This window comes from Occallatibacter sp., from assembly GCF_049510455.1.
Classification (GTDB): domain Bacteria; phylum Acidobacteriota; class Terriglobia; order Terriglobales; family Acidobacteriaceae; genus Telmatobacter.
The window spans coordinates 1-17,886 of sequence record NZ_JBEKYX010000121.1 but is presented as its reverse complement, the minus strand read 5'-3'; the positions used below and the strand labels follow the sequence as shown (position 1 = coordinate 17,886).

The following is a 17,886-nucleotide window of genomic DNA, read 5'->3' as shown; positions in this document are numbered from 1 at the left end:
CTCGATGGCAATATCCGTTACAACCCTCTCAACAACTCGCTCGATGCCTATGCCCAGGCGTTCAATATCGCCTCCATCATCACTTCGATATGGGGCAGGGGCAAGGAACCGTTCTGGCAGCAGTCCTACACCGACCTTGTGCGGTACGTGATCCTGCTGCATCGCATCCGTGACGGATACCTCACGATGGTCGATCTCTTCCGTACCGTCATCAGCGCAGGCAAGCTCGAAGATATGCTTACGGAGGTTGGCTCACGCTTCAGCACTGTCAGCTATATCGGCATCGGTAAAGAGGTATATCGCGAGTACGAAGGTCTGCTGTCTTCTCTGGGTTTCGAGTGGAACAAGGATGCTAGTCTTTATCTGATCGCATGGACAGAGGCGCTGGAGAATCTGTTAACGCAGGAAACCTCCGCAGCGTTCGATGTCTTCACTCGCAAGCCATATCGACCGGAACAGCACGACCGCTTCGACAGCATCCAGTATTGGTATTGGGAGCACTGGAAGTTCTTTCGCTCCGAGGTTAAGACCTCCATCATCCAGGGCATCGTCGTCTTCCTCTCGCTCTTCGAGACTGATCCCGATGTGCGCCGCGTCTTCTGCCCACCGAAGGAACTCTACGACGGCAAACCATCCGCCTCCGATCCAAACGGCGTCGTCCTGCAGCCGTTCGAGGAACTCATCGAATCCGGCGCGGTTGTCGGTTTGAACTTTCCCGTGGCCCTGAACCCGGCGCTGGCGAAGACCATCGGCACCATGATGAAGATCGACTATCAACGTGCCGTGCAACTGCGTATCCCAAAGATGGATGCTCACCCCGAGAGACACTTCCGCCCAACCGTCTTTATCTGTGATGAATATCAGAACTTCGCGACGGTGGGCGGCGATAATCCGACAGGCGACGAACGCTGGCTGTCTATCTCGCGACAACCGAAGTGCATCCCCATCGTTGCTACCCAGAGCATCTCCAGTCTCAAAGATGCGCTGCCCAACGAGGGCGTCAAGACACTGCTGCAAGCTCTGCGCAACAAGGTCTTCCTCACTACCACTGATCCAGAGACAGCCCGTTATGCTTCCGAGCTGTGTGGCAAGGCAGATCGCACGCGCATCAGCTATACCGTCTCAGAGTCTTCCTCCAACGCCAACGTCAGTTGGTTAAGTGGCCGGACATCATCCAGCAAAGGCTCTGTCTCCGCCTCAAAGGCATACCAGAAACATAAAGAACCGTTGTGCTATCTCAAACCCGATTTCTTGCCCATCACTATGTCGTGGTTTGAGCAGGAACGGATCGCTTTCGATCCAGAAAGGATACCCGCATGAGCTTCGAGGTCATCATCCCTTTTCTGAAGCCCATCGAGCATCTGCTCGCCAGCCGCACCGTCTCCGAGATTATGGTGAACCCCGATGGATCTGTCTGGATCGAAGAGAAAGGCCACATCGAGCTGCTACCGGAGATCCGCTTTGAAGAAGGAGCGTTATTGACGAGCCTTGAAGTGATCGCCAACCGCTTCGGCAAGAAGCTCGATGCAGACTCTCCCATCCTGAACCTGCGTCTGCCGGACGGCAGTCGCATGGCGGCGCTCATCCCGCCAGTCGTCAATCCCCAGCCCATGATGACTATACGAAAGTTCACCTCGCGTGGCTTCACCATGAACGACCTGATCGAGCGCAAAATGCTGACCGTGGAGCAGGGCAAACAGCTCACAGATGCAATCCGCCGTGGCGATAATCTCTTGATCTCTGGCGGCACGGGAGCGGGCAAAACGACTTTGACCAATGTTATCGCGGGTTTTATCCCGGACAGCGACCGCATCCTCATCCTCGAAGACGTCGCCGAACTCTACATACGGAAGCGGCACGTCATCTCCGCCGAGGCCCAACTCGATACCCACAAGAGCCAGATCGGATTCGCAGACCTGTTGAAAGCCGCACTGCGCCACAGGCCCGACAGGATTATTGTAGGGGAGATTCGCGGACCGGAGGCGCGCGTCTTCCTCGACGCACTCAACACCGGACATCGCGGGTCGCTCTCGACGATTCACGCCAACAGCGCCGGCGATGCTCTGCGGCGCCTCGCGCAGCTCGCCATGCGTGGCTCAGGCGGCGTCCCTTTGCAGGATGTGACAGAGGAATGCAGGCGATCCATCGACCTGATCGCGCATGTGGCGAATCAGGATGGCTGGCGGCACGTCACAGAAATTAGCGCGTCCCAAGAATCCATCGGTGGAACGTGATCGGAATAATTCTGATCCATATTTAGATTTAGCTGAACAAGTTGTCATGTGAATCAGTTGCTAACGTGAATCGAGGCCGCAGTGGCATGTATGGATAAAGCAGACGAGGAGCATTCCATGCCCGGAACGTTGTGCTATCATGTCTCGGTCGCGGTAGAGGAGAAGTCCGCTGCGGCCTATGCTAAAAAGATATTCATGGACAAGATCGAGATTAGGACGAAGGATGGGACCTGCCCGAGCTATATATATCGCCCGGCCGGCAGCGGGCCGTGGCCAGCTATTGTTGTATTCATGGATGGACTCGGGATTCGTCCCGCAATGCTCGAGATCGGCGAACGGCTCGCAGCCCACGGTTATTATGTGCTGCTTCCGGATCTCTATTATCGGTCCGGACCATATGAGCCGATGGATCCACATGTGGTCTTCACGGATCCAGAGAAGCGCAAGATTCTGATGGAGAAGTTCCTCGGCCTCGCCACGCCGGTCAACATCATGTCCGACACCAGGGTATTTCTGGATTACCTCGCAGCGCAACATGATGTGAAGCCAGGCGGTATTGGCACTACCGGTTATTGTATGGGTGGCTTGATGTCGCTTACTGCGGCTGGAACGTATCCGGACGATATCGTGGCTACCGCCTCCTATCATGGCGGCCGACTTGCGACGGATGCGCCGGACAGTCCACACCTGCTCGCTCCGAAGATGAAATCACGGGTCTATGTTGCGGGGGCTATCGAGGATCACGGTTTCCCCGATGACATGAAGGAACGGCTAGAGGAGGCCTTGACTAAGGCCGACGTCGATCATCGGATCGAGACCTATCAAGCGAAACACGGCTGGGTGTTCCGAGATACGCCAGTCTATGATGCCGCTGCCGCCGAACGCCACTGGCAGACAATGTTCGCACTGTTCGACGCGACACTCAAGCATTAACACCGGTGTTGTGGTGGAAGAGAGCAGGACGCGAATAGACCGATAGAAGTCTACGAGAGCGATCGTTTCCCTTCAGCGCTTAATCTCTGTGCAGCATGGCTCCTAGGCAAAACGGGCTGACGCGAAGTCCCGATCTTCCAAGCGTTGCGTACGAATTCAGTGGCATACTTTGCTCCTTATGGATTTAGCCGATCACTTCCTTCTATGAGATTCCAGGCAGGGCGCCGGCGAGCTCCGCCGTGGTGACGACGGCGGCCTGCTTCGGGAAGACGATGTCGAGCAGCATCGAGTGCAGCTGGGCATCCGGGTCGGCGCAGCAATCGCGGATGACGACCAAACGGTAATCCAGATCGCCGGCATGGCGAACGGTCGACAGCACGACGCCGCCGGTTTGGACACCGGCGAGCACCAGCGTGTCGATGCCGTTGGCGCGCAGCAGCGTCTCCAGGTCGGTGCCAACGAACGAGCTGATGCGTTGCCTAACCACGATCGGTTCCCCTTCTCGTGCCGCTGCGGCAGGATGGATCGCGGCACCTTTGGTCCCGGCCACCAGCATTCCGTTCGCCTTCAGCACGCTGAACACGGGGTTGCGGGGGCTGACCTCGGGATGACCGGGCCGGAATGCGACAACGACATGGATCACCATCATGCCTGCGTCTCGTGCCGTGGCGATCAGATCAGGCACGCGCGCGATCGCTTCGGCGGACTGCGCAGCCGTCATGAACTTGGTAAGGACATCGACCTGATAATCCATCACCAGCAGTGCGGTATTCCGAGGATCGATGTGCGAAAGTTCAGGCATGGGTTTCTCCTTGTGGGCGATGCGATGTTGACAACGGTACCTTACAACTTTTCATGGGCATTCTTACGCTCCTGACTTATCTCTATGAGATTCCAGCAGGGGCTTGCCTGGGGTACCTGATCCTGCAAACTTTTTGCCTGATCCTCCAGATATCGAGCCGCGATTCGGTATTCACGCGCTCTCTTCTGAGAATATGTACTGAGGGAGAAGTGCCATGTCATCCGAACTTACATCCTTGATCGAGGCAAACACGCGAATCGACGGTACTTTTCCTACTCCAATTCCTGGTTTGCATCTCACTCGCTATTCATCGCGCACGCAGACTGGTCACGGTGTGCAGTGTCCAACTCTGGCCATCGTCGCCCAGGGAAGCAAGCAGATCATGTTGGGTGACGAGGCTTTCACCTACGCCCCCGGACACTGCCTGGTGGTTTCACTCGATCTGCCGGTCTCTGCAAGAGTCACGGCGGCCTCGAAAGCAAAGCCATTCCTTGGGATGAGCCTGGACCTCGATGTAAAACAAATTCCGTCGCTTCGGAGTTCAGGCAAGATCCAACGGGCGACGAAGCCTGATCGCGGTGTTTTCCTCAGCAGGGTGACGCCGGAATTACTCGACCCGGTACTCCGCTTGCTCAGGCTCCTCGGAAAGCCGGAGGACAGTGCTGTGCTCGCACCTCTGTTGCAGCGGGAGATCCTCTACCGCTTGTGGCGTGGCGAGCAGGGCGAACAACTTGAGCGAATGGCACAATCGGATGGAAATGCCAGTGGCGTCGTGAAAGCCGTCGTCTGGTTGAAAGAGAACTTCGATAAGCCATTTTCGATAAAGCTTATCGCCCAGGAAGCGAATATGAGTCCTTCTGGACTCCACCACCATTTCAAGACACTTACCAACAGGACCCCCCTTCAATATCAAAAGCACCTTCGTTTGCAGGAGGCTCGGCGGCTCATGTTGACCGACGCGATGGATGCGTCTGCTGTGGCGTATCACGTTGGATATGCTAGTCGCTCACAGTTCACCCGCGAATACGGCCGCCTCTTTGGAGCCTCGCCGCTTCGGGACGTGGAGCAGGCACGCTAGCCGCCTCAACCCGCAGAATTGTGAGGCGGATATAGATCAAGGGCCCGCTATCTAAAGAGGCGCGTTTGATCTGGCTCTGCAAGCAGTTTCGTAACAGTCCCCGGTGGCCGACGGGCTCAAACGCTGGCTCGTCTTCCCACATTTTGGCTTGGTGAACTTACCTCCTCTTTTTTCAGCAAGCGTTGTCCGTTCGCGCGGCGATTGCATAGGCTAGTTCTCCGACAACTGACTCTTAATTTACCTCACAGACAAAGTGTATCGGAAAGCGTAATGTATGGATTATATTATCTTCGAATGGAGATGCGTCGTGATGACCGGCGAAGAGAAAGGCGAGAAGCACATTATTGATCACGATGCCCGGCATCTGTGGGGTGATGTGAGAAGTGCGACAAGCGCCTGGAAGGAGCGAAGCATCCAATGTCTAAGACCATGAGCAAACCGAGGAAGCGGCTCACGCGTGAGGAAAGCAGAGCGCAGACCCGTGCGACGATGACCGTCGGAAGAAGGGAGCACTTTATACGTTATGGATTGGGAGGTGCCGTCACAGAGAAGATCGCGGAAGATGCCTCTATTGACGCGCACTGTCATCGATCCGAGGAATTAGATTCGGCTCTTGTGGCTACTTTACGCGGTTTCTTGCACTCAGGGGGAAAATGTGACGCGCATTTGAGCGATCCATCACTTGCCTTCAAATGGTTCCGGCGGCCACTCGCCGACGATACCCGGATTAATCGTCCAGATGATTATGTCGCTATGCTCTCTTAGGGTTTGGAGGACGCTTTATGGATCCACTGTCTGATGTCTGTTCGTTTCTGGAAGTCAAGAACCTAATGACGGGGCAGGTACGGTTGGGAGGTTCCTGGGCGATCCGCACTGACGGCCAATTGAGAAGGCACGTGATTCTCACTGTAGCCTCGAAGGGGTCGTCTTGGCTCTCGGTGGATGGTGTTGACGCACCGATACGCATCCAGGAAGGCGACTGTTATGTCCTTACCCATCCCTCACAGTGGTTGCGTAGCGAACCGGAGAGCAAGTCCATTCAGTTCATGCCATTTTCGACGAAAGACAATGACAGATCATTGAAAAGCTTAGAGTCTGCCTTTCCATTTTCAAACGAACCGACGAATATTATCGACGGAGCGCGTTTCTTTGTCGATGGATTGAGCGCAGATCCTTTGTTCGATCTATTGCCGCCGGTGATTCATGTTCAAGCAGATTCGACAGAGGCAACGGTACTCCGATCGGTGTTGTCGATTCTAACCTATGAGGCCAAAAAACCAAGGGTCGGCAATCAGCTCATGATCGACTCTCTTGCCCGCATCCTTCTCGTGGAAGTCTTGCGTCTATGTGTCGCCTACGAGGACTCCCAGAAGGGATGGCTGGGCGCACTCGTTGATACAAAGATCGGTGCCGCGTTGGCTGTGATGCATCGCGATGTTACCAGACGAGTGACGGTGGACCATATCGCTACAGCCGTCGGGATGTCCAGATCCTCCTTTGCTCTTCGATTCAAGATGCTCGTCGGCCAGAGTCCGCTAGACTACCGGCTGCAGTTGAACATGCGGCGCGCTGCACAGCTATTGCTCAACAACAGCAAGACAGTATCCTCTGTGGCCTACGAATTGGGCTACGAATCCGAGAGGAGTTTCAGGAAGGCCTTCAAGCGCGTTATGGGTTGCCCGCCCACGAGCTACCGTAAGACGGATACTGAACTCTGTCAACGCTAGACTACCTGGGGCGCATAGCAGCTTAAAGAGAATAGCCCAGCGCATCAGTGCGCCCGCGGCGCGCCCGCGGTTTCCCTCCTAATTCCGTCAATCTAACGCGTAGCTGCCACCGGGCTCAGGGCGACGAGCTGTGGCCATGCTTCGCAGATCGGCTTCGCGAAGGTCACTATCCAGTAAAGATTCACCCGATCGGCAAGAAACTGCGCCAATTAAGTCCACAAGAAGATTCTCTTGTAGGTCGAGGTCGTGGCGTCTCGAAAACTCTCTTTTATCTTTCGGACGATCGAGCCCCTATAAATGGAAGTTCTACGCTGGTGAGCTCCTACCTCAACTCACTAGATTTGTCGGGTTGAAGAACCAGGCGCAAATTCGAATCGACGATCCCGACCCGGCACGCCCCCTGTTTCCAATACCCCAACAATCTTGCGTGAAGGAATGCCTGTCGAACCGGGTCCCCGGCAAAACCGTAGCAGGCGATCAACAGAAAGATACAAGGAAAACATCATGAAGGTTTCCATAGTCAATGGTCAGTTCGCTTCCGTCAACACTTGTAAAGGCCAACACATCTCTGTGGAGAGGGTGTCTGTCTTCCTGCGGCAGCATCCCCTCCAGACACGCCCGGTTGGATGCCCACGGACGGCCGCGCTTGTCCTTGCGCCGTTTCGGAGCTGGCAGCAGAGGCTCGATCAGTTCCCACTGCGCCTCACTCAACAACTCAAACCGCTTCTTGCTCATGCAAGAAGTTCATCAAACTGCCCTCATCTCGCAGAAGTCCTCAGCTTGAGGCCGAATCTATTTATGAAACACGCTCTAAGCATTGCATTCATTTCACTCGGACTCGCATGTTCGACGCAGGCTTCCGCGCAGGACTCCGGCAATGCGTCAGCCCCGCAACAGGCCTACCCAGTGGCGTCGGCAGAATCGTCAGACGCCTCACAGTCTGCTCCATCGCAAGGCAAGGACGTCCCTCCCCAGCCCGAGAGCGGATGGTATAACCCAGCCTTATCTGCAAAGTTATCCACAATGGGTCTCAAAAATTGGGGCACCCTCTCCCCGAATTTCGGCGACCCTCTCCTGGGGAATGCAGGCGGAATTCGTTCAAAACTCGCAGACCATGGGATCGCGGGTATGGTCGTTTTTGATGGCACTGTGTGGCAAAACCTGCTGAGCGAGCCGTCCCAGACCGATGGCGTGCAAGCCTATATAGGTCAAAAATTTACGAATACAGAGGTTATCGGAGTTGTGGGCACGTATGACCTGGGGCATATCGGACTGAAGGGCGCACAGATCGGCTTAGACGCTGACGTTCACCAGTCGAGTGATGTAAACGCTAGCCCGCGCGGTTTCGATATCATTGATTTCTCCCTTTATTATCCGCTCTTCGGGGGAAAGATCGAAGTTGGTGCCGGCTTAATTCCGAATGACGTGGAGTACGTCAATATCTATGTTGCTGGAAACATCCAGACCGGTGCGTTCGGTCCAACGGCCAGCCTCCCGTCTCAGGCTGGCCTCTCGCTGCAACCCTCCACGGCACCTGCCCTGAACGTGACCTCGCATCTCACAAAAAACTGGTACGACAAAATCGGTGTGCAGCGCAGCTTGTCTCCACAAGGCATTGTTGCCGACTGGAGCAAGATTAACAAACATGGTGTTACGTTCTCTGAACCCTTTGCGAAAGCGCTCGTCGTTGATGAACTTGGTTTCACGCGTCCGGCATCCACAGAACACCGTTCCAGTAATTTTCGCGTAGGCGGCCTATACAACTGGAGCGACTACACAAATTTCAATACGGGGAAATTCGCTCCGAACTGGAATGTTTACCTGTTGGGCGATCAACAACTAACGCGCACAAGTCCGACTATGCCCTTTCGAGGTTTGTATGGGGGGTTCACCGTCATGGATTCGCCGGCAAACGTGAATGTCTTCCGTCAGGACTATGAGCTGAGACTCTACGATATTGGCCACTTCAGTAGCCGCCCATTCGACGTGGGCTCACTTGTTGTCACGCACAGCTCGTTCAGCAGGGATGCTCGGCAAGCAACCATATTCGGAGGGGGCTACCCGCCGCCGACGGACACGACGTCGGTCACTGGTTCGTACGCTTTCAAGCTGGCACACGGCACTTATCTCCTTCCAGTGTTTTCATACACTGCTCATCCCAGCTTCGTTACCGCACCGAAAGAAGGAAATGCCCTGAACTTTATCTTGACGCTCACTACCTTCATGTGAGCGGACGAGATGGCCTGATTGGGAGATCGCGCTTCAATCTAAATCCGCGCCAACCAGGTCCACTAGAAGATTCTCTTGTAGGTCGAGGTCGTGGCGTCTCGAAAACTCGCTTTCATCTCTCGGACGATCGAACCCCATAAATGGAAGTTCTAGGGTGGTGCATTCCTACCTCAACTCAGTATCGTTTTCGGGTTGAAGAACTGGTAAACGCCAGCCTCAACTAAACAAGGGACTCTAACCAATGCTTCACAAAGAGGAGAAATAGACATGGGACAACTTAGGGTTCTTCCGTACATTTGGTGATTCTTTCCAGCGCATCTGTGCGGGGGTAAGAAGGAGGTAGCTGGAGGCTCTTGATGACCCAAGGGACGCTGCTACCGAACCATGCCGAAGTGAAGCTCCTCTGTCTTCGTCCGAAGGACGGAGCTATTCAGATGGAGGTCCAAGGTTGTCGGGTCCGTGTAACTTGCCCTGTTTGTGGAACCGCATCCAGTCGAGTGCACAGTCGATACGCTCGTCGATTGGGTGAGCGCGCATCATGGGGTCGCGCGTCACTTGTCACTTTCCTAAGCATTGCATTCATTTCACTCGGACTCGCATGTTCGACGCAGGCTTCCGCGCAGGACTCCGGCAATGCGTCAGCCCCGCAACAGGCCAATCCACCGGCTTCGGCAGAATCGTCAGACGCATCACAGTCCGCCCCACCGCAAGACAAAGACGTCCAATCCCAGCCTGAGAGCGGATGGTATGACTCAGCTTTATCTGCAAAGTTATCCGGAATGAGCCTCAAGAGTTGGGGCACTCGAGCTTCATTACCGCACCGAAACAAGGAAACGACCTGAACTTTGTCTTGACGCTCTCTGCCTATTTTTGACCGGACGAACTGGCCTGATCGAGAGTGACAGTAACGCGTCGAGCGTGTCGTCAATGCAGAAATCTTTTCCGACCAGGCGTGCAGCGCCGCAAGAGTCACGAAGTCCCCGGGCCAACTCCAGCCTGCAAGATGCCGATGAGCGTGGTGAGGTTCGCCCAAATGCGAAATGACTGAGTGGGTGCCGGTGAAGTCCTTGACGAACTCAGGCCCAGTTAGCGCTCCCTGGATCCACGATCTGGAAAAGGACCGTTCCTCGACTCCTGAATGAACTGGATAGCCAAGCCTATGGCCTCCCCGATCGCGGACCATGTTTGCACCATCGCGTTTTATCTTTTGGACGATTGAGCCCATAGAAATGGAAGTTCTACGCTGGTGGCTCCCCGCTTTCGATCCATATGCTTGTTGCGGTACAGAGACTGCCTATACATTGTGGCTGAACAAGGAGGGGAAGAAAATATTTGGAAACAAACTCGTCGTCATCACGATTGTAGGCATAGCCTGCGATGGTGCTGCTGACCTTCGCGCAAACGGAAGATCCGGCTGAAACGTAGGGCGCAGTATAGGCGCTTCGCGGTTTTGAAAGCATGCAGCCTCAAGTAAACAAGGGACTCTAACCAACGCTTCACAAAGAGGAGAAATAGACATGGGACGACTTAGTGGAAAGATTGCACTCGTTTCGGGTGGCTCACGCGGAATGGGCGCGACGCATGCACGCGCGATTGTGGCGAATGACGGAAAGGTCGTGATCGGCGATATTCTGGAGACTGAGGGCGGGGCACTGGCGCGCGAACTCGGCAGCGCTGCACGTTTCATCAGGCTTGACGTGACGAAGGCTGACGACTGGAAAGCTGCCGTCACGCTTGCCGTCAAAGAGTTCGGCGGGCTCAACGTGCTCGTGAACAATGCCGGCATTGCCGAGAAACACACCGAGTTGGAGGACTTCACCGAGGCACAATGGAACACGACCCTCGGCGTCAACCTCACCGGGACGTTTCTGGGCATTAAAGCCGCTGTCGGAGCCCTCAAGGCGTCGGCGCCGTCGTCGATTATCAACATCTCGTCGACGGGTGGATTTGTCGCTCTACCTGGACTCCACGGATACGTCGCCTCCAAGTTCGGAGTTCGCGGTCTGACGAAGGCCGTAGCCGTGGAACTCGGTTCGAGTCGGGTGCGCGCGAATTCGATCCATCCGGGGCCGACCCGCACGCCGTTAGCCGATGGAATTGATCTCTCCGCCCTTATAGGGGCGCTTGGGAGGATTGCGGAGCCTGAGGAAGTATCCAACCTGGTTGTGTATTTGGCAAGCGATGAATCGAGCTTCTCGACCGGATCGGAGTTCGTTGTCGATGGAGGACAACTGGCCGTCTAGACCGACTAGCCGCAGCAACCGTGGATAAAGGAGCGATTCCAGGGCCTAACGTTTGTTGAGGCCGGGCGAGACGGAAGGTTGTTATCATCGACGGGGGGGCCGGATCAAGTGCTGCGGAGGCGCTCCCCCGTCAACCGGTAGACACCGTTCTCGCCGATCGGATGATCATCCCATTTAGCGTCTTTCAGATTTTCTACCGTGCCGTCGCTGCGACGAGCAGCACATTGATCTACGGCGGCGACTTCCCGAAGGCCAACGGGCAGGATAATCCGTCCGCCTCGCCCAACGGCTTCGGCAACTGCGACCTCGCCATCGATCTCGGAACCCAGGGTCCATCCAACAATGGCTCCTATCCGCAGGCTACGGTGTGGATGGGCGCAAGTTACGCCGCCAACACAACGGGCAAGACCTACTCCTTTCCAGCGGTAGCAATCGCCGGTCAGCTCAATGGCAAGAACGCCATCTTCGTTCTCGGCGTGGATTCCACGCAACCCTGGGCGATCTATCTGTTGCAGTCGAATTGACCCATAGAAGTCAAAGGTCGCGGACATCATGGTTTGGGCTGGACTTAAATTCGGGCTGGGCTTTTGCTTGGGTACAGGCGTCTTCACTGCACTTGTGATGGTAGCTATCTGTTTCTCATCTTGGATCTCCCGATTGTTGGATACGCGAAAGAGAAATCCTCACCGAGAGGAGCGCGCACCGAAAGGAGGGGAGTGGAAAAGAATATCCATCTCCGCGCCTCGTGAAGACGGCAGGGTCCATTCATTCTCATTCTGCTCGGTCATCAGGTGGGAGGACCGGGAAGACCAGAAGCCTGTTGTTCTAGCACTAGCAGACAGTCGAAGCATTAGATTCGATGCTCGGAAGTCCGTTCGCCCGCTGGGGAAATGGCCAGACACGACCAAAATGGTTGCAGAGCTGCGAAAGACCAGGGCGCGTACCCTTGCATTTGCCACGATGACCGAGGCCGATCTTCGCAGCCACTTCTTTACCCACATCGTGTTTGGAGATCTCGATTGCTATCAATGGCTGGTGGTGTTGAGCCAGCATGGGAACCGCCACGCGTTGCAAATTGAGCAAATCAAGGCCGACCGAGCATACCCTCTGAGTGGTCAATAATTAGTCGCCATGCAGTTACCCTCGGCTGATCGGTAGAGGTCTTTTCTCGGCAGGAGGCTGCCGTACATGTCGAGATCAATTGCCTCGCTTAATAGACATTCATTTAGTTCGATCGGTATGCGCTACACAGTAGCGATCATGTCGTCCGGGGCCGCGTTCGTGGTTGCGTTCGTCTTCCAGCAGATCCATGTACGAGACCCTTTCGCTTTGCTCTTCCTGGCTGCCGTATGGGTGAGTATCTGGTACGGGGGAGATGGACCCGGCGTCGTCGGGATTGTCCTTTCTGTTCTCGGACTCACCACCTTCCTCCGTTCATCGAGTGGGTGGCTTCGTATCGCCTCCTATGATTTCCCCACTTACTGTGTTTTTTTCCTCTTCACAATTTTGATTTGGCGCTTCGGTCGGAGCCGCCGTCGTACCGAACTCTTGCTAGAGCAGTCGCGGGATCAGCTTGAGAAGGAAGTGCAGGCACGCACAACGGAGCTAATGCGGATGAATGCCGAAAAGGAGACAATCCTGGACGGTGCTCCATTCGGAATTGCGTTACTTGGACCTGATCGTATGGTGCGTCACTGCAATCGCGGATACGAGACAATGTTGGGATTCGATCGAGGTGAACTAGATGGGACTCGCGCGCCTCTTCCGGAAGGAGAGGAGGCGATTTGGAAGGCTCAAGAGGAACAACTGCGCGCAGGCCAGCGAATCGTTGAGTACCAAGCGCCTCGCGTTCGCAAAGACCGTTCCGAGTTCTCTGCCAGCATCTCTGCGACACCACTCTTCGACGATCTCGGTCAGTACATCGGAGCTGTGGGGGTGATCATTGACAACACAGAGCTGCTGACGCAGGAAGCTGAGCGTCAGAGGTTAACCACCGAACGCAAACAAATTGAAGAAGAGCTACGACGCCGGGACGCCTATCTAACTGAAGGTCAGAAGATCTCCCACACAGGAAGCTGGGCGTGGAACGCAACGACCAACGAAGGATTCTGGTCACAGGAAATCCTTCGCATCTTGGGCCTTGATGCGGAGAGCGAGCAACTTGATCTGTCGGCATTCTGCGAATGTGTTCATCACGACGATATCGAGGAACTGAAAGTATCGTGGCAAAGCGCCATCGAGCAAAGAATAGAAATCGATCACAGGCATCGCATCTTACGGCCTGACGGTTCCATTCGCTATGTTCGGCTCCTGGGCAGGCCGTTCCCTCAAGAGAATGGGGAGAATGAGCTGATCGGCACAGTAATGGATGTGACGGAACAGCACGAGGATCGTGAAGCATTGCAGGAATCTCTGAAGAACAATGAGGTACTGCTGGCACAAAATCAAGCTTTGCAGGAAAAGCTCCGCCGCGAAAACATCTCGTTGCAGGAGCTGAATCTGGCATTGCAAGACGAACTCGCCGATATCCAAAGGAATAAGTTCGAGAAAATTATCGGAGGATCTCCTGCACTCCAACGTACGCTCAACAAAGTCGTGCAGGTCGCGGCTACCGACGCCACAGTGCTCATCACCGGCGAGACTGGTACGGGCAAAGAACTTATCGCTCAGGCAATTCACGAGAATTCGAAACGCGCACGCATGCCTTTCCGAAGTATCAACTGTGCCGCATTGCCCGCAACTCTTATGGCCGCAGAACTATTCGGTCATGAAAAGGGCGCGTTTACTGGAGCCGATCGCCAACGGGTAGGTCAATTCGAGCTGGCCGCGAATGGCACACTTTTCCTAGATGAAATCGGGGAGATAGCGATTGACATGCAGGCCACATTGCTCCGCGTGCTTGAGGAGCGTAGCTTCGAACGATTAGGCGGCACGAAGCTAATCCCAGCCGATGTTCGTGTCATAGCCGCCACTAATCGCGATCTTCACGCCGCAATGCGCGCGGGGGAGTTTCGCCAGGATCTCTTCTATAGGCTCAATGCCTTTCCCATTGAAGTGCCTCCTCTTCGGGAACGCAGAGACGATATTGCAATGTTGGTCAATCATTTCGTTAGACTATCCGCGGCGAAGCACGGAAAAGTCATTCGGAATATTGAGAAGCGCGGAATGGAGTTACTCCGGTCTTACGATTGGCCAGGAAACATCCGAGAACTGCGGAATGTTATCGATACGTGCGTGATCGTTTCTCCGAACGAGGTTCTATCGATTGATGAGGAACTTTTATTTGGTACTCGACCCATGGACGATGCCCCTATGGGTTCTCTCCAAAAGGAGATGGCGAACCATGAACGAACCCTGATCGAACGATCCTTGACTGAGACCCAGGGTCGCGTCTCCGGCCCATCCGGCGCTGCAACGCTACTCCACCTGCCACCATCAACTCTTTTCGCAAGAATGAAGGCTCTCAAGATCGACGCTTCAAAGTTCAAATCCCGTCAGATTTGACCTCGACGCCAGAAGCCGCACCGAGGCTGCAGGTTGTGCGACTGGCAAATGTTGTCTCGGTCAATCATCCGATTAGGCACGCCCGCGCGGTCTAGCGACCGGTATTCATTGTCCCATTTTCATCGGCTCGTTTGTGGACCGCATTCATCATGGCGATCGCCTCGCCGTACTGGCCCCTCATTGTGGGACAGATCGTGCAAACTGACATATGCAGCTCGAGCCGCCGCCTCTCTTCGATTGTTAGGACATCCGCAGTTGATAGAGCACAGAGTTCGACGAAGTAGTCATCGGGATGACCTGATACCGAGACCGGGACACCCTGATCTTTATCGCCTTCCACTGTCCCACCCAACACGGCTGGGAGATGCTTCGGAAAAGCCCTTTTTCGCAGTTTTTCCAGTCCGCGGTAATAATGGCTTCGGATATCGCTCAACGTCTGTGCCAAACGGTCTGCAATCGCTTCCAAGGAATATCCTTCGAAGAAATACAACGCAATGGTGGAGAATTGGGCAGGCGAGAGAAGTTCTTTGAGGTCTGCGACCATGTATTGCTGACCCCCAACAGTTTCTGAGGTGCTTACCAGGGTTTCCGAGAAATGGGTTGTCTCATCTGGAGCCATTTGGCCGAACCAAGAGCAACTATAGTTGTCTAATAAGAGTATACAAAACTATAGTTGCTGTTTCAACTTAGGCGCGATGGCCACGATGGTTGTGTGGCCAAATCCGTCGGTGCCGATCTTAAACGAAAGTCGAAAACGCCGAACGAGATGTTTGGCCGTGCGGTCACGCAGATGCGGGTGGCAAGAAGCATTTCACAAGCATCTCTTGCGGAATCCCTTGGCTATAGCACCTATTACTTGGGAAGAATAGAGCGCGGGCGGGCCAACACCTCGTGTGACGTAATGGCTGCGGTCAGCAACTACTTTGGCATGTCCATCGGTCAGTTTTGGACGTACGCTGAAAATCTTCCGAAACGCCAAAATTAGAGAAGATGCTGAGCAATCGATTTCGGGTATCCTTGCCATCAACTGAGGAGTATGCACTTTGAAATACACCGTTGAGGAGGTCTTCCGCACCGAAGGCATTCCAGAGTTCACTTTCGTGAGGGCATCGAACTTCGGCGAGATTCTGGTTGACATCAGAACGCCGGGAAAGCCTGTCATCATCGAGGGGCAATCGGGCACGGGAAAGACGACGACAGCCAAAAAAATATTGGAAGAATGCATTCCCGCTGCTGGGTTCCAGTACCTCTCGGCTCGACGGACAATCGATCTGCCCAAAATCATCGCACTCGCAGAAGACGGCGCCACTGGGCATTTCATCATCGATGATTTTCATCGACTCGACGATGGCATTCAGACGAAGATCGCAAACCTTGCAAAACTAGCTGCGGAAGAGTATGACGCAGCGGTGTATCCAAAGCTGGTTCTCATCGGAATCAACCAGGTTGGAAGTGAACTGATCTTGTGCATGACATCGCAAAGCGATGTGGAATTCACCGTATAGGTCCGGCGACAGAAGCAATCACCGCCGAACTAATAAAAAAAGGAGAAGAGAAACTTAACGTCACCTTTGCCTCATCAGAGCAAATCTTTGCTGAAACGCGGGGTGACTATTGGCTGACACAGCTTGTCTGCCAAACGGTATGTATCCTCAACAATGTTACTGATACTGCGGGAGCTACGCAGCCACTTCAGTTCTCCACATCTGAACTTCGTCAGCGTGTAACCGCTCGCTTGGAACATTCCTATCAAGAAACAGTAAAAGAATTCTGCCGGGGTAAGCGTTTTCGGTCAACAAATGATCCATATCTCAAACTGCTACGTGCTATTAGTGAGCAGGATAGTTCAATCGTAGACCTCACAGAACTAGCAAATGCAAATGAGGCTGTGCGTGGAAGCATAAACAACATTAAGGAGAAGCGACTCTCGATTCTGATCGACTCCAAACCTATCTGTGACCGCTATTTCTACTACAACCCCGAGACAAAGCACTTCGCGATAGAAGATCCGGCACTCTTCTATTACATTAAGCATCTCGATTGGGACGCCCTACGCCGTATATGTGGATTCCGTATCGGACAGCGTGACTATGAATTCGACTTCGCCGTGTCCTTTGCTGGAGAGAACCGCAGATTGGCTAAGTTGATCGCGGAACAGCTCGGAACCCTAGATTCATCGGTTTTCTTCGACGAGTTTTTCGAGACGAACTATCTCGGAACAGCATGGCACGCGCAGTTTCAGCGCGTGTTCGGAGAGTAGTGCCGGTTTGTCGTGTGTTTGTTAGATAGTCACTATGTTGAGAAAATATGGCCCACTTTTGAACGCGAATCTTTCGCGCCTCGCGTACCGGAGGGCGCCGTCATACCGATATTTCTGGATAAGACTGTTGTGCCAGGAATTCCAAAGGACATCATTGGAATCGTCTTCGGAACAGAAAACATCCCAGAAGAGGAGTTGCCCAACCGCGTGACAGATGAGATTGTCTTCAAGCTAATGGGACGGTTAGATGACCTCTGAGGGTTGAGAACGACAATGCTCTCAACCCAAATCCAACACACTGTAAAAACTTCCTGAACGTATATTCAACTACTTTGAAGCTCCTAGCTGTGCCATCTAACCCATTGGTAATAAGCTACTTGAGTCGCTCGTAACCCGAAGGGCGCACGGGGTGAATTGCGTCTTTAGGCCGCGATGTTGCGTCGTGGATCCAGCACCCTTCCGATCGTCGGTATCTGAAAGGGGGTGTGCATCACAGAACGAAGCCGTCTTGCATCCGGAACCGCCGCAAGCGATACACGCCAATTGAAACTTCAGATACTTAGCGAATGAGTATCTGGCTAGAACTTCGGCGGTTTGATACGGGGACTGTTTTGATCGCTCTCGAAGCCATCCGCACGGACGGTAGTGCTCGCCAAGATTCGTCGTCAGTTAGATCTAGCAGATTCGGCAGTGCCACAAATCTCAACCGGCCAATCGAGCGAGCCTTTGCAGATCCTTTCTACAGGTCGTACTAAACCGCTTAAGAGGATCGGCTTTGGCAGCGAGGGCTGCCTCCCTCAAGTCTTCGAGTGTCACGTTGATTTCGCCATACCGCTGCACGATGTTCCTGACTATCTCTTCCGCTGCATGCACCAC

Annotated in this window: 17 protein-coding genes; 14 read left to right on the top strand and 3 right to left on the bottom strand. The window is 54.2% G+C overall.

Annotated features, from left to right (window positions below):
• From ABSG47_RS18375 to ABSG47_RS18365, 3 genes are all read left to right on the top strand, one after another.
• On the top strand, positions 1-1,320 hold a 1,320-nt coding region (locus ABSG47_RS18375; protein ID WP_424171225.1), incomplete at its 5' end, for a TraM recognition domain-containing protein.
• Positions 1,317-2,234: a TadA family conjugal transfer-associated ATPase gene (locus tag ABSG47_RS18370; protein ID WP_424171223.1), complete on the top strand. Its 918-nt coding sequence runs from the start codon at positions 1,317-1,319 to the stop codon at positions 2,232-2,234. The genes ABSG47_RS18375 and ABSG47_RS18370, both read left to right, overlap by 4 nt.
• 90 nt (positions 2,235-2,324) lie before the next feature.
• A complete protein-coding gene (locus ABSG47_RS18365) occupies positions 2,325-3,167 on the top strand; it encodes a dienelactone hydrolase family protein (RefSeq protein ID WP_424171221.1) in 843 nt (280 codons plus the stop codon).
• 202 nt (positions 3,168-3,369) lie between these two features.
• Here ABSG47_RS18365 and ABSG47_RS18360 read toward each other — a convergent pair whose 3' ends face one another.
• On the bottom strand, positions 3,370-3,969 hold the full coding sequence (locus ABSG47_RS18360; protein ID WP_424171219.1) for a cysteine hydrolase family protein: 600 nt from the start codon (positions 3,967-3,969) through the stop codon (positions 3,370-3,372).
• Between the two features lie 235 nt (positions 3,970-4,204).
• Here ABSG47_RS18360 and ABSG47_RS18355 point away from each other — a divergent pair, with 235 nt between their 5' ends.
• Both ABSG47_RS18355 and ABSG47_RS18350 read left to right on the top strand, forming a co-directional pair.
• Positions 4,205-5,047: an AraC family transcriptional regulator gene (locus ABSG47_RS18355; RefSeq protein ID WP_424171217.1), complete on the top strand. Its 843-nt coding sequence runs from the start codon at positions 4,205-4,207 to the stop codon at positions 5,045-5,047.
• 782 nt (positions 5,048-5,829) lie between these two features.
• Positions 5,830-6,774 (top strand): AraC family transcriptional regulator, encoded by a 945-nt coding sequence (locus ABSG47_RS18350; RefSeq protein WP_424171215.1) that lies wholly within the window; start codon positions 5,830-5,832, stop codon positions 6,772-6,774.
• 477 nt (positions 6,775-7,251) lie between these two features.
• Here ABSG47_RS18350 and ABSG47_RS18345 read toward each other — a convergent pair whose 3' ends face one another.
• Positions 7,252-7,509, bottom strand: coding sequence for a transposase (locus ABSG47_RS18345; protein WP_424171213.1), 258 nt, complete (start codon positions 7,507-7,509; stop codon positions 7,252-7,254).
• A 288-nt stretch (positions 7,510-7,797) separates the two neighbouring features.
• Here ABSG47_RS18345 and ABSG47_RS18340 point away from each other — a divergent pair, with 288 nt between their 5' ends.
• The 5 genes from ABSG47_RS18340 to ABSG47_RS18320 all read left to right on the top strand — a co-directional run bounded on the left by ABSG47_RS18340 (position 7,798) and on the right by ABSG47_RS18320 (position 14,750).
• The gene (locus ABSG47_RS18340; protein WP_424171211.1) at positions 7,798-9,003 is read left to right on the top strand and encodes a carbohydrate porin; all 1,206 of its coding nucleotides are present in this window, start codon (positions 7,798-7,800) and stop codon (positions 9,001-9,003) included.
• A gap of 1,517 nt (positions 9,004-10,520) precedes the next feature.
• Positions 10,521-11,246, top strand: a complete 726-nt coding sequence (locus tag ABSG47_RS18335) for an SDR family oxidoreductase (RefSeq protein WP_424171209.1) — start codon at positions 10,521-10,523, stop codon at positions 11,244-11,246.
• Positions 11,247-11,407: 161 nt separating this feature from the next.
• The gene (locus tag ABSG47_RS18330) at positions 11,408-11,770 is read left to right on the top strand and encodes a hypothetical protein (RefSeq protein WP_424171207.1); all 363 of its coding nucleotides are present in this window, start codon (positions 11,408-11,410) and stop codon (positions 11,768-11,770) included.
• 385 nt (positions 11,771-12,155) lie between these two features.
• Complete coding sequence (locus tag ABSG47_RS20970; protein ID WP_481133040.1) at positions 12,156-12,368, top strand: hypothetical protein; 213 nt, start codon at positions 12,156-12,158, stop codon at positions 12,366-12,368.
• A gap of 66 nt (positions 12,369-12,434) precedes the next feature.
• Entirely contained in the window at positions 12,435-14,750 is a 2,316-nt protein-coding gene (locus ABSG47_RS18320; RefSeq protein ID WP_424171203.1) for a sigma 54-interacting transcriptional regulator, read from the top strand.
• Positions 14,751-14,841: 91 nt separating this feature from the next.
• Here the strand turns inward: ABSG47_RS18320 and ABSG47_RS18315 are convergent, their stop codons facing one another.
• A complete protein-coding gene (locus tag ABSG47_RS18315; RefSeq protein WP_424171201.1) occupies positions 14,842-15,369 on the bottom strand; it encodes an RNA polymerase sigma factor in 528 nt (175 codons plus the stop codon).
• A 93-nt stretch (positions 15,370-15,462) separates the two neighbouring features.
• On the opposite strand from ABSG47_RS18315, the gene ABSG47_RS18310 reads away from it, so the two are divergent.
• From ABSG47_RS18310 to ABSG47_RS18295, 4 genes are all read left to right on the top strand, one after another.
• The gene (locus ABSG47_RS18310) at positions 15,463-15,735 is read left to right on the top strand and encodes a helix-turn-helix domain-containing protein (RefSeq protein WP_424171199.1); all 273 of its coding nucleotides are present in this window, start codon (positions 15,463-15,465) and stop codon (positions 15,733-15,735) included.
• 58 nt (positions 15,736-15,793) lie between these two features.
• Entirely contained in the window at positions 15,794-16,255 is a 462-nt protein-coding gene (locus ABSG47_RS18305; RefSeq protein WP_424171197.1) for an ATP-binding protein, read from the top strand.
• On the top strand, positions 16,216-17,010 hold the full coding sequence (locus ABSG47_RS18300) for a hypothetical protein (RefSeq protein ID WP_424171195.1): 795 nt from the start codon (positions 16,216-16,218) through the stop codon (positions 17,008-17,010). Before ABSG47_RS18305 ends, ABSG47_RS18300 begins: the two co-directional genes overlap by 40 nt.
• A gap of 129 nt (positions 17,011-17,139) precedes the next feature.
• Positions 17,140-17,268, top strand: a complete 129-nt coding sequence (locus ABSG47_RS18295) for a hypothetical protein (RefSeq protein WP_424171193.1) — start codon at positions 17,140-17,142, stop codon at positions 17,266-17,268.
• Positions 17,269-17,886: the final 618 nt, after the last annotated feature.

Bases quoted from the DNA above. Each gene is read 5' to 3' on its own strand.
- ABSG47_RS18370 (WP_424171223.1), top strand. From the start codon at position 1,317: ATGAGCTTCGAGGTCATCATCCCTTTTCTGAAGCCCATCGAGCATCTG.
- ABSG47_RS18365 (WP_424171221.1), top strand. From the start codon at position 2,325: ATGGATAAAGCAGACGAGGAGCATTCCATGCCCGGAACGTTGTGCTAT.
- ABSG47_RS18360 (WP_424171219.1), bottom strand. From the start codon at position 3,969: ATGCCTGAACTTTCGCACATCGATCCTCGGAATACCGCACTGCTGGTG.
- ABSG47_RS18350 (WP_424171215.1), top strand. From the start codon at position 5,830: ATGGATCCACTGTCTGATGTCTGTTCGTTTCTGGAAGTCAAGAACCTA.
- ABSG47_RS18345 (WP_424171213.1), bottom strand. From the start codon at position 7,509: ATGAGCAAGAAGCGGTTTGAGTTGTTGAGTGAGGCGCAGTGGGAACTG.
- ABSG47_RS18340 (WP_424171211.1), top strand. From the start codon at position 7,798: ATGGGTCTCAAAAATTGGGGCACCCTCTCCCCGAATTTCGGCGACCCT.
- ABSG47_RS18335 (WP_424171209.1), top strand. From the start codon at position 10,521: ATGGGACGACTTAGTGGAAAGATTGCACTCGTTTCGGGTGGCTCACGC.
- ABSG47_RS18330 (WP_424171207.1), top strand. From the start codon at position 11,408: ATGATCATCCCATTTAGCGTCTTTCAGATTTTCTACCGTGCCGTCGCT.
- ABSG47_RS20970 (WP_481133040.1), top strand. From the start codon at position 12,156: ATGGTTGCAGAGCTGCGAAAGACCAGGGCGCGTACCCTTGCATTTGCC.
- ABSG47_RS18320 (WP_424171203.1), top strand. From the start codon at position 12,435: ATGTCGAGATCAATTGCCTCGCTTAATAGACATTCATTTAGTTCGATC.
- ABSG47_RS18315 (WP_424171201.1), bottom strand. From the start codon at position 15,369: ATGGCTCCAGATGAGACAACCCATTTCTCGGAAACCCTGGTAAGCACC.